Raw genomic sequence first — 11880 nt, forward strand, 5'->3', positions numbered from 1 at the left:
CATAAGTATTCGTCGTACATCAAACCAGGTTTCGAGGGGCCGGTTTGAGCATTTGGACATGCGATCCTTACGCCTCGCCCGCCAGCCGCTCGGGCTTCGGGACGGGCTTTCCGTCAACCTCGTTCGGGAAGCGCTCAGCTACCGAGACGGGCTTTCCGACGAAGAACGGGAACAGGATTCCGATGGCGGACACAACTGCCGCAACGAGGAACGCGTAGAAGTAAGCGCCCGTCGCAACAAAGATGGCAGCAGCCACCATGGGGCCGAGAATGCCGGTCGGCGCATCGTCAGACGCGATGAGGCCAATGTTGGCGGTAACGTACTTGTTGCCGAAGTAGGTGCGCATCGAAGAGCATTTGAGGCTGATCGAGCCGCCGAACGACAGGCCCATGATCACAGCGCCGACCACCAAACCCGTCAGCGGCTCCATCATGCTCGGCAAGAACGCAATGGCCAAAAGACCTACAACCATCAGCGCGTTCACCACGATGAAGGCCGTCTTCCTGCCGACCCTGTCGCCGAAGGCGCCGAATAGCGGCCTGCCGAACGCGTTGCAGACTCCGAATATGCCCATAACGAGCGCGGCCATGGCCACGGGCATTCCCATCTGCACGCCATGCGGGACGATGAGCGAGATGATCATGAACCCTGCGAAATGATTGCAGAAGTCCCATAGGTAGATCATCCAGAACTGCCGAGTGCGCAGAACCTGCCTGGGCGAGTAGCCCGTCGCGATGTCGTCCGACTCGTTCTTCGATGCCACATAGCCAGGAGGCGTGTACCCCAAAGGCGGCACCTTGAACAGGAGCGATACGCAGGTCACCATCACGAAGCAGACCACGGCCAGCACGCGCATGGCGATAACGTAGCCGTAGCTTCCGATGAGAAACGTTGCGAGCTGCCCCAAGACCAGCGATGCGAGGCCGAAGCCCAAAACGATAATGCCCATGGCAAGGCCGGCCTTATCCGGGAACCACTTGGGGGCCGCCGAGATGATGCAGTTGTTCGCGACGCCCAGCGTGTAGCCGCAGAATCCGCCGTACCAGAAGTACAGCCACGGCAGCGATTCGGTAAACGAGGTCAAGAAGAATCCCAGCGCGAGCAGGAAGCTGAACAGCGTCAACGCCCGCGATTGGCTCTTGAGCATACGGGACCAGAATCCTGCGGTAAGCTGCCCGAGCGCGAAGGTAACCATCATGATCGAGTAGGTGATGGTCGTCTCCGTTCGGACCCAACCGAAAGCCTCCTCGAGCGGTGCAATAAAAATCGACCAGGCATACAGGATGCCCAGAAACATCGTCATGATGAAGCCCTTTACCAGATAGCCCCATCGGTTTCCGTACTTAATCTGCTTTTCCGATTCGGTCATCAATCTTCCTTCCTCGATCGAAACCGCTCCCCTTACGTAAATCAACTCACAGAAACGCTCTTTTCACTGTTGATTTATCACCCCCGTCAGGATCGTTCGATACTGCCGTTCAAGCAGAAACGTCCATGCCCCTCGTCGCGCCATTATTTCAGGGGAGGTGCTCGTTGCGCCATCATCCGTCTGTTTCGCAACCGAAACAGACGGATGGGAATCGAACCCAAAATCGTGTTTACAATGAGTAATCAGCTGCGTTTTACCACGTCATAAAGATGGGGGCAGAAAAAGATACGCCGTGCGGACATGACGGAAGAATGCTTTCGGGTACTGATTGGCCCCACACCAATAAGACGGATATTACCCGATGATCAGATCATGGTAACAAATTATATGTTACTGTGGGCGGAAGTCTTTTGAGCGAATGCGCGACGAAGGACCGATTCAGGGGGAGGCTGACGTTATGAACGAACGTTACGTTGAATACTTTATCGATGTCTCCGAGAGCTTATCCATCACCGAAAGCGCCGAACGGCTCTACCTCACTCCGCAGGGGCTGAGCAAGGCGATCCGATCCCTCGAGGAAGAGCTGGGCGTTGCGCTGCTCATCCGCAGCGGCAAACGGCTCGCCCTCACCGACGCCGCGAAGGAGATGATCCCCCATTTCTACAAGCTCATCGACATCACCAACGAAATCGCGGGACATGCCAAAAACCACGCGATGAGGATCCCCGAGCAAGAGCGGCTGACGATATACATCACGCCCTTCATCTCGAAGTACCTCTCGCCGCATTTCGATTCGATATTCGGCGCAGGCGCCGCCGAGAAATACGCGTTTCGCGAAGTATCGCTGATCGGGGCCGAGAAGATGATGCTGCGCGACATGCCGAGCCACCATTTCTGCATCATCTCGTTCCCGAAGACCGACTACTACTGCACGCTGCTCGCAAGCATGATCGAGAAAGGCAGCCTCCGGTTCCAGCCGCTCGCCGAAACCGATCTCATGGTCGCGCTTTCCAACAGCTCGCTTTTGGCTTCGAGGCCGTCCCTTTCACTGCAGGAACTGAAGAGCATGCCCGTCGCCTGCTACGCCGATCGGGCACTGCTCGACTTCCTCGAACTGCACATCGACAGGAGGTCGTTCTCGTATGTCGGAAACGATTCCTCGGTTGTCTTTCGCAGAGTCGCCTCGAACGATGCGGTCACGTTCATCCCCAGCATCGCACGGCTCAAGCGCCTTCCCGAAGGCATCTGCCTGCGCGACATCAAAGACACGATGATAACCAAGATAGGCATCATAGAGGCAAGCGGGCAGAGCTGTTCGGCTGAGAAGGAGGAAGCGCTCGAGCTGATCCGATGCTTCTTCACCGCCAACAGCAAGATCGGATGCTTCAGGGTGGATCCCGACGTCCATTGCACGCGAGACGATGTCGACACCCAGGCCATTTAGCGGCGAAATCGCTCCAATATGCACAGTTTTTGCCAGATTCATACACGATCTCCGTATCCCCGCTTTTGTGCCGATATCTGCACCATCGTGACCTGCGAAAACGCTCATTCCCGTCTTCGCAGGCAGGATTCGGGGGATTTTCGGCGCCGAGAATGTATGAATCTGGCAAAAACTGTGCAGAACAGTGCGCATCTGCCGCTCAGCTCCCTCGACGAGGCTTCGCGGCCGTGCACGCCGAGGCTGACTGAAGATAACGTCGATCCCCTATTGCCCCAAAGCCTTCAGTTCTTGAGTCCAAGATCCCTGGATAACGCTTTCGATTCTTTTGTCCCACATAATGCAGACCTGGCATGACTGCGCCAAATCAGCAATGGGAACAAACGCTATGCGATCGCCGTAACGCTCCCGATGATGACCGAAAACGAGAGCCAAGCCCATACCGCATTCAACTTGGTACGCCAGCGAGGGAATATCCTTGTAATATGCCGACGCGTTGATGCCGTACACATCGGCTTTGAGCGCACGGCGATAATACGCGTTGATAGCGCCCATTGCCTTTGGGTCGGGGAATATCATCGGCTGCCTCGACAAGTCCTCGAGAGTGACGAACTCCCTGCTCGCAAGTACATGGCCTTTCGGCATCGTGGCGTAATACGTATCGCTGCCTATATAGACCCGGCAGAACGAATCGCCTAGATCGGAATCGATATCCAAAGTTACGCACAGATCGATTTGGCGCTGGCGAAGCTTTTGCATCAGATCACCGTATTCGAGCGCCTGGTATTCCGGGACTATATTGCTGTTCGATCTCAGAATCGCTTCGCTGATAAGGGGCAGCCGATCCCGAGCAGCATCATAGAGATACCCGATGCGTAAAATCTCCCCCTGCTTCTTCAGGCTCTCAACATGTCGAATCGAACGGTCGAAATCTTCGACGGTAATTTGGGAATCTTCGTAAAACGCTTTGCCTATTTCGGTCAGGCGAACATGATGGGTATCTCGGATGAAAAGCTTGGCTCCGATTTCCTCCTCGATGGCTGCAATATGTCGGCTGAGCGTCGATTGGGTTTGATAGGTTTCGGCGGATGTCTTCGTGAAACTCATGTTGCTCGCAAGGAGAAGGAATTCCTTCAGATACTCGATTTGCATTGCTCCCCTATCGCCTCGTGCAAAAACTGCATAAGCCATGCAGAGCATACAATACCATTCCGCCACCACGCGCTCTATATTTTTCCCGAAGGATTCTGTAGAGCTCGCAGAATCGCTTCGACGGCATCTAAACACGTTCATTTAGTTCAGTTAGGGGTGATGCTTGTGTTAGGCGTTTTAGGTATTCTTCTGGCAATCGCCGCCCTCGTCGTTTTAGCATGGCGACGCTGGAACGCCATCGTATGCGCGCTGATCGCCACATTGATCATCGGCGTCTTCAACGGATTCGGCGTTTGGGGAACCCTCACCGATTACTTTCTACCGGCAGCAGGCAACTGGGTTACCACCTTCATTCTCATGTTCCTCACTTCGGCCATGTATGCGAAGGTGATAGGCGACAGCGGTGCAGCCGACCGCATCGCACAATGGGTTCTGGACAAGGCTGGCGAGAAATTCATTTATCCGGTTCTCATTCTAATCTGCATGATTCTCACGTATGGAGGAATCAACGCCCTGGTCATCGTCTTCGTATTCTGGCCACTCGCCATGCCCATCGCCCGTGCGATGAACAAACCCCGCTACATCTTCCTGACCATCATGTACATGGGCCTTCTGGGCGGAGCGAACATGGCTATGCCAGGATCCCCGCAAACCGGCAACGTCGCCGCAGCGCAGATCCTAGGGACGTCCGTAACGGCAGCTCCGGGCTGGGGCATCATCGCCACCGTTCTGTGGTTCGCATTCGATGTCTGGTTTATCTATTGGCTTGATCGCTGGGCAACGAAGCGCGGCCATGCCTTCGAAGAAGGCGTCGGCCTTCCCATCAAACCGCGAGCGATCGAAACCTGTCCGAGCATGGTGCGCTCGGTCGTCCCAATCGTCGTTCTGCTCGCCCTCTTCGTCATCCTGGGCAATGGCTTCGGTCCGATTCCGAAGATGAGCGCCACAACTGCCGTCGTCACGGCAAACGTCATCGCCACGATCATCTGCCTCGCTTTGAACTTCAAGTACTACGAGAACAAGGAGAGCGGACTTTCGGTCGGCGAAGGTATGAAGAAGAGCGTGTTCGACGGCATCATGAGCGGGCTCAGCCCGGCATCCGCGATGTTCTGCATGGTCGCGTTCGCCTCAGTGCTCTCCGCAACACCTGCATTCCAGGCTCTCGTGGATATCGCAATGGGCTCTGCCGGAAACCCGTACTTCCAAGGATTCATCGCAACTCAGCTGCTTGGTATCATCTGCGGCTCGGCAGGTGCAACCTCAACGGCTGTCTGCAACACGTTCGGCGCCCAGTGGCTCGCCATCCCCGGCGTGAACGCCGATGCCCTAACCCGAATCGTATCGATCGGCGCCGCAGGCTGTTCCACGGTTCCCTATTCAGGCGGCCTGTTCGTAAACCTGGATGTGACCGGCTGCAAGATGAAGCACATCTGGCCGCAGCAATTCGTAGCATGCGCCATTCCCGCCATTGTACTGTGCGCCATCTGCGCAGGCCTGGCTTCAGTGGGGATAGTTTTCTAGCAAGCTCAATCGCCAATACGCTTGCCGGATATCGCTAAAGCGGCTCCGGCAAGCGACAAGAGTCCGAGCAAATGGAGGTAAGCCCATGTGCTACTGCTGCTGCAATTGCGAAAAATGCACAGGGGAGGTGCGCGAACCCATTCCAGAAGGCGTATGCCCTCAGTGTCGGCATCTCAACCCCCCTGACGCCTTTGCCTGCGAAGCCTGCGGCATGCCTCTCCCCAAGCCGCCAGGATACATACTGGCAACCGATACGGCAAACCAAACGCAATCGCCACCACATTTGCCCGACTAGATCAACCTGCAAGACGAAGAAGAAGCGAGAGGGAAAACGATGGAGAAAAAGTTTCAAACCATAGAGCATGAAAAACCATGGAGATACGTTACCGAAGACGGCCTGACCGTCACCCGCGGAAGCGCGTGGTCGGGCCCTGGATGCCATCTCGGGTGCGGCATCCTGCTTTACACCGACGAAAACGGGAAGCTCGTCAAGATCGAAGGCGATCCCGAAAACCCGTTCAACAAGGGGCGCCTGTGCGTACGCTGCCTCGATGCCATGGAAGCTGTCTACCACAAAGATCGCCTGACCACACCCATGAAAAGAGATCCGAAAGATAGGGGGAAAGACGTTTGGACTCCCATTACCTGGGATGAGGCGTACGATCTCATCTACGAGAAGTTCAATGGATTCCGTGAGAAATACGGTGCCGAAAGCGTTGCCTTTTTCCAGGGAACAGGACGCGACATCGCACCGTGGATCACCCGTTTCGCATGGTCATTCGGCAGCCCGAACAACGTGTTCGGCATGTCTGGCAACTCCTGCTACGGTCCGCGCGTCGCCGGTGCCATGTGCGTAACGGGATCATTCTGGGTAGGTGACTATTCCCAGCAGTTCGTCGACCGCTACGACGATCCCAACTGGAAGGTGCCCGAGGTAATCGTAGTATGGGGCAACAACCCGCTCAAATCGAACTCCGACGGCTTGTACGGTCATTGGGTCGTCGACTGCATGAAACGCGGGTCGAAGATCATCACCATAGACCCCCAGCGCATTTGGCTCGCAAACAAAGCGGAGGTGCATCTGCCGATCAGGCCCGGCACCGATGCAGCCATGGCTATGACTATGCTCAACGTCATCATCAACGAAGACCTGTACGACCATGAGTTCGTCGATGCCTGGACGTACGGCTTCGAAGAGCTCTCCGCCCATGTTCAGGAGTGGACGCCCGAAAAGGCCGAAGAGGTAACCTGGGTGCCCGCCGATAAGATAAGGCAAGCCGCGCGCATCATCGCCGCAGCAGATGGATGCGTGTTCCAGTGGGGCGTTGCCGTCGACATGCAGAAGAACGCCGTGGCTGCGGGGCATGCCATAACCTGCATTCAGGCGATCACCGGCAACGTCGACAATCCCGGCGGTATGATTTGCCCCGACTACATACTCATGTACTTCAGCGGCTGGGGTCGCGAGCTGCTCGACCCCGAAAAGAGAAAGAACCGCATCGGCGATTCCAAATTCCCCATGGTGGCAGATGCCTATTCTAAAGCAGATGCCGACGAAGTGTACAGAGCCATCATGACGGGCAAGAACGAGAAGGGCGAAGACCACCCCATGAAGGGCGCCTGGATCCAAACCACAAATTTCCTGGTGAATACCGCACCTGACCCCGAGTACCTCATCGAAGCGTTCCATAAGCTAGAGTTCGTAGCCGCAATCGACCTGTTCATGACGCCGACCATCATGGAATTGGCCGACGTAGTGCTTCCCGCTGCATCGTTCCCCGAGCGACAGGGCATACGAATCGGCGACGGCGTACAGCGCGCCGAGACGATCAATCGCGCAGTCGACCGCCGCAACGAGGGCATCGATGTACGCAGCGATATGCAGGTGAACCGCGAGCTGGGCAAGCGGTTCAATCCCGAAGCGTATCCGTGGGACAATGAGGAAGATATGTTCTCGAGCATCTTCGCGGAAACCGGCATGAGATTCGAAGAAGTCCGCGAACAAGCGCCCGTCTACCTGCCTTTCGAGTACCATAAGTACAAGACGGGAAAGCTACGCCCCGATGGGCAGGTAGGGTTCAACACCCGTACTGGACGAATCGAACTGTGGTGCACGCTGTACAACGGCTACGGACTCGATCCGCTGCCGGTTTACGAAGAGCCCACCCATAGCCCCTACCGCACGCCCGAAGAATACGAGCAGTTTCCTGTCGTATTGACCACCGGATCGCGCAACTGGAGCCTCTTCCACAGCGAACATCGGCAGATTCCACGCATGCGCGCGTTGCATCCCGATCCTACGGTACTCGTCCCCACCGATATCGCCGAGAAATTCGACCTCGCAGACGGCGAATGGGTCGTTCTGCGCAACCAGTTCGGATCGTGCAAGCGCAAGGTGGTCATCGATCAGACCATGGCTCCCGGAATCGCCAGCACCGATCATGGCTGGTGGTTCCCCGAAAGCGAAGGGCGCTCCGAAGAAGACGGTCTGTTCGGAGCGCTCGAGTACAACTGCAACACCCTGTTCCAGTTCGATCAGGGCAAAGCTGGATTCGGCTGCGATTACAAAAACATGCTGGTCACGATCGACAAGGTTGAGGAGTAAGCAATGGTACAGGGAATTTTGATCGATTACGAGTTCTGCACGGGATGCCACACCTGCGAAATCGCATGCGCCGTATCCCATGACCTGCCCAATAACCGAGCAGGCGTCGTAGTCCACCACGAGGGAGCCTGGGAAATAACCGAGGATGTATGGCAAGACACCTACCTTCCGGTATTCACCGACGTATGCGACCTGTGCGAAAAGGGCACGGCTGCACACGACGGCGCGCCCATGTGCGTACACCACTGTCAAGCAAACGTCTTGAAGATCGGCAATGTCGAAGAGCTGGCAAAAGACCTTGCAGCAAAACCGAAACAGGTTCTGTACGCCCTCAAGACGAAGGAATAGAGTCTTGGGTTTCCCAATCGATGCATCCGGCTTCTTTTGAACGAAAGGATTTCCCATGTGTTTCAGACCCGCATCCTTAAGCGCAGACAAAACTTGTCCGCTATGCGGAGCCGTTGCGAACGCAACCGACGTAGTTTGCTCGCAATGCGGAACCGCGCTGCCTACCGAACCCGCAATGCCAGGGGCACCAGGCGCGCCTAACGCTCCCGGTGCCCCTGGGGCACCCAAAGCACCTGGGGCGCCCAGGGCACCCAAAGCTCCCGGAGCATAAGGAGCAACCGGCAGACGCATCTCTTTCTGAAGCGTCCCAGGGGACTTCCCGTACAGAGGAAGCCCCCTGGGACGAAATAACCGAGTAGGTTAAGGGGGTAGTGCATGAGTGGGGTCACAATGCATGCAAAGCAGGTGTTCGGTTTCGTCGCTATGTTCGTTTGCGTCGTTGCGGGAGCGATGATTCCTGGCAGCGACATGCTCAGCCACGAAGGCATCTTGGCTCTGGCAATCCTAGCCGGCGCGATATTCATGTGGTTTTGCGGCAGCATGTCTACAGGCATGACGGGGGTTCTCGCCTGTTTTCTACTGTTGGTTTTAGGGGTCGTTCCCTCGTTCGGCGATGCGTTCTCGGGTTTTATCACCACGACGACATGGTTCGTCCTCGGCGTTTTCTGCATGACGCTTCTTATGCAGAAAAGCACCTTGGGCCTGAGGTTGACCAAACGATTCATCGCCTTGGCAAAAGGGAATTCGAAGAAGCTCGTCTTGATGCTTATGGTAGCCGCTGCAGCCATCTCGTCATTCATGACCGACACCGGCGCAGTTGCCCTGATGATGAGCTTCGCGCTCCCGCTGCTCGACACCCTAGGCGCAAAGAAGGGGTCGTCGAATCTGGGGCGATGCCTTTTGCTGGGCGTTTCATTCGGGGCGCTTTTCGGCGGATTCACCACGCCCATCGGACACAGCCTGAATGTGCTGGCGGCAGGTATATACACCCAAGCAACGGGGCTGCAAATCAATTTCTTGTCTTGGATGAGTTACGGCGTACCTATCTGCGCTGCGATTCTTCCCATCGCTTGGCTCGCCCTGATAAAAGCATTTCCTCCCGAACCCATCACAGAGGAAGCGGTCCAGAAGGTACTGGGTTCCAAATTCGAAACGGGACCGATGGACGCACTCGACAAGAAGTGCCTCGCTTTGCTCGTCATCTTGCCGACCCTGTGGATTCTTGGCAACTGGATACCGCTGTTCAACGCGACTACCGTCGCCCTCGCTGGCATGCTGCTTTTGTTCTTCCCGGGAATCAACATCGTCACCTGGTCAGAGTTTGAACGGGCAACCTCATGGAATCTGTTCATGTTCTTCGGCGGCGTATTGAGCATCGGGGCAGCCATCGCATCGACAGGCGCTGCCGACTTCATCGCAACGCTGTTTCTGCAATCGGGGATCACTGCCATGCCCGTGTTCGCCGCACTGCTCATCATCGGGGCGTTCCTCTATCTGCTGCACACCTTCTGCCCGACATCGCCTTCATGGGTGGCGATCTTCCTACCTCCCATGATAACCTACGCAACCGTGGTAGGAATACCGCCGTTCCTTCCTACCTTCCTGATCGTATGTCTGATCGCAGGAAGTTACCTGGTACCGCTTTGCCCGGCGCTGAACATGACGTTCGATACCGGATGGTATAAGTTTTCGGATACCGCCAAAGCAGGCTGGATCACCTCCATTGCATTCGTTGCTATCGCAGTGGCTTGGTCGTATGCGATGGGAGGAATTTTCGGAATCTACTAACGGCGCCCGTCCCACGCCTTCAAAATCTGCTCGCGCAGACGACAAAGCCCTCGCCGTCTGTGCGAGCCGTTTTACGCCGAAAGCAAATTACGCAGCTCTTCGCGGCTGTGCACGCCGAGCTTCTGGTAGATGCGGCGCGTATGCGATTTGAGCGTTCCATTCGCTATGCAGAGCTCCCGCTCGATCACCGCCGAGTTCTTCCCGACTGCGATCATCTCGAGCACTTCGGCCTCGCGCGGGCTCAGCCCGAACGTCTCGGCAATCTCGCGGCAGCGCGCAAGCAGCTTCGCCCGCGCATCCTCTTCGGCAATATCGCCCGCACCGAAGAATGCCGCACCCCACGAACCGAAACCGCCCTTCTCCGAAAAGAGCGCAACCGTTGCGATCACCACGAGAATCGTAAGCACCGCCGTGACCGCCGTCGAATCGACGGCAACCATCGCACGCTCCCCCATGAACATACGCGAAACCATATGGCCTGCAGGGATGGCGATTAACGTAACGTTTTGTATGCCGCAGAGCACAAGCACCGAAACCCCGTAGGTATGAGACAGGTCGCACAAAAGGATGGTCAGCACCAAAAACATAAGCGAATAACCGGCGGCGATGAAAAACCCCGCCACAGAATTCGTTCCCGAAAAAGAGAGAAACGTCATCACAAGCCCGCACATCATGAGCACGAACGGCGTGCGATACAAAAGCGTGAAGTCGAACCGTTTCGACACGAGCCGCGCGATGACGAGAACGATGAGCGATACGGCTATGGTCCCCAGCAAGAACAGCTCGCCAGAAGGCATGCTCGATTCGCTCTTCGCGCCGTACACGAACTGGTAGATGCCCAAAACTACGAGCAGGCGCCAGGGAAAATGGAGCTTGCCCCACGTATTTTTCGGCAGATCGGCTTTCGGAACGAGACTGAACGAGGCCCGCAGCGTCACCTGCGACAGCACAGGAAGCAGCGCAAGCACGATCGCCAGCCTCACGAGATCAAGGTCGAGCAGCACCCATGCGATGAAACTGCCCAGCAGAAACGCGCCCGCGATGTAGAGAACGACCCGCAGCGGCTCGAAGCAGCTATGAAGCTCGGCCCATAAAAGGATCGAGAGTGCCGAGCCGACGCCTCCCCCGACGACGGCGAGCAGGCCCAGAGGCACAGCGGCTTGCGGGAAGATGCTCGCCGCCATGAAAGCAAGACCCGAGACGATCATCGAAACCGTGCAGGTCGTCGCCGCATGGCGCTTGCTGTACAACGGCGCGAACTTCCGAGCGAACAGCGCAAAGGGAATGAACGCAATCACCATGGCCGCAGTGAACAGGTCCTCGCCAACCCAGGCATCGTAGGGGAACAGAAACGTCGAGCGATAGGTGACGATCTCCAGCCACGCGCGGGCAAACGCGAATCCGAAAAAGCAAAACGACCATGCGCCGAAGCCGAGCCGAGGGCCATCGGCCGAAGCGGATTCGCCTGCGCCCGAGCGCCCAGCACCCAAGTTATATGTGCCCCCTTCGATCATCGGCTCATTATAGCAACTGAACCGCTCGGCGAGACACCTTTGTCTCAACTCAGCGAATAGAGCTTTGACCAGCGAAAGCGCACTCGGGTTACAAATCGGGTTACAAAGTTACCCCGTAATTTGAGCCTGAGGGAGATTCGCA

The 11880-nt window shown here is 56.5% G+C and carries 8 protein-coding genes; 5 read left to right on the forward strand and 3 right to left on the reverse strand.

Features of this window, described 5'->3' with window-relative positions; all coding sequences use genetic code 11:
- Positions 1 to 67: 67 nt before the first annotated feature.
- Positions 68 to 1369: an OFA family MFS transporter gene (locus C1719_RS13710; protein ID WP_102375618.1), complete on the reverse strand. Its 1302-nt coding sequence runs from the start codon at positions 1367 to 1369 to the stop codon at positions 68 to 70.
- Positions 1370 to 1826: 457 nt separating this feature from the next.
- Between C1719_RS13710 and C1719_RS13715 the strand changes: the two genes are divergently transcribed.
- Entirely contained in the window at positions 1827 to 2813 is a 987-nt protein-coding gene (locus tag C1719_RS13715; RefSeq protein WP_180963622.1) for a LysR family transcriptional regulator, read from the forward strand.
- A 264-nt stretch (positions 2814 to 3077) separates the two neighbouring features.
- Here C1719_RS13715 and C1719_RS13720 read toward each other — a convergent pair whose 3' ends face one another.
- Positions 3078 to 3962 (reverse strand): LysR family transcriptional regulator, encoded by an 885-nt coding sequence (locus tag C1719_RS13720; RefSeq protein ID WP_180963623.1) that lies wholly within the window; start codon positions 3960 to 3962, stop codon positions 3078 to 3080.
- A gap of 165 nt (positions 3963 to 4127) precedes the next feature.
- Here C1719_RS13720 and C1719_RS13725 point away from each other — a divergent pair, with 165 nt between their 5' ends.
- The 4 genes from C1719_RS13725 to C1719_RS13745 all read left to right on the forward strand — a co-directional run bounded on the left by C1719_RS13725 (position 4128) and on the right by C1719_RS13745 (position 10224).
- Positions 4128 to 5483, forward strand: a complete 1356-nt coding sequence (locus C1719_RS13725; RefSeq protein ID WP_180963624.1) for a GntP family permease — start codon at positions 4128 to 4130, stop codon at positions 5481 to 5483.
- A 334-nt stretch (positions 5484 to 5817) separates the two neighbouring features.
- Complete coding sequence (locus C1719_RS13730; protein ID WP_102375622.1) at positions 5818 to 8088, forward strand: molybdopterin-dependent oxidoreductase; 2271 nt, start codon at positions 5818 to 5820, stop codon at positions 8086 to 8088.
- A gap of 3 nt (positions 8089 to 8091) precedes the next feature.
- Complete coding sequence (locus C1719_RS13735; RefSeq protein WP_102375623.1) at positions 8092 to 8436, forward strand: oxidoreductase; 345 nt, start codon at positions 8092 to 8094, stop codon at positions 8434 to 8436.
- A gap of 375 nt (positions 8437 to 8811) precedes the next feature.
- Positions 8812 to 10224, forward strand: a complete 1413-nt coding sequence (locus C1719_RS13745; protein WP_102375625.1) for an SLC13 family permease — start codon at positions 8812 to 8814, stop codon at positions 10222 to 10224.
- Between the two features lie 71 nt (positions 10225 to 10295).
- Here C1719_RS13745 and C1719_RS13750 read toward each other — a convergent pair whose 3' ends face one another.
- Positions 10296 to 11714 carry a helix-turn-helix domain-containing protein gene (locus C1719_RS13750; protein ID WP_180963625.1) on the reverse strand — a complete coding sequence of 473 codons (1419 nt, stop codon included), beginning with the start codon at positions 11712 to 11714 and terminating at the stop codon, positions 10296 to 10298.
- Positions 11715 to 11880 lie beyond the last annotated feature (166 nt).

The sequence above is a fragment of the Raoultibacter massiliensis genome (genome assembly GCF_900199545.1).
In the GTDB taxonomy this organism is placed as follows: Bacteria; Actinomycetota; Coriobacteriia; order Coriobacteriales; family Eggerthellaceae; genus Raoultibacter; species Raoultibacter massiliensis.

What these genes read in the sequence shown, in the direction of transcription:
- C1719_RS13720 (WP_180963623.1), bottom strand. Translation starts at nt 3,962, where the DNA reads ATGCAAATCGAGTATCTGAAGGAATTCCTTCTCCTTGCGAGCAACATG.
- C1719_RS13745 (WP_102375625.1), top strand. Translation starts at nt 8,812, where the DNA reads ATGAGTGGGGTCACAATGCATGCAAAGCAGGTGTTCGGTTTCGTCGCT.
- C1719_RS13710 (WP_102375618.1), bottom strand. Translation starts at nt 1,369, where the DNA reads ATGACCGAATCGGAAAAGCAGATTAAGTACGGAAACCGATGGGGCTAT.
- C1719_RS13730 (WP_102375622.1), top strand. Translation starts at nt 5,818, where the DNA reads ATGGAGAAAAAGTTTCAAACCATAGAGCATGAAAAACCATGGAGATAC.
- C1719_RS13715 (WP_180963622.1), top strand. Translation starts at nt 1,827, where the DNA reads ATGAACGAACGTTACGTTGAATACTTTATCGATGTCTCCGAGAGCTTA.
- C1719_RS13735 (WP_102375623.1), top strand. Translation starts at nt 8,092, where the DNA reads ATGGTACAGGGAATTTTGATCGATTACGAGTTCTGCACGGGATGCCAC.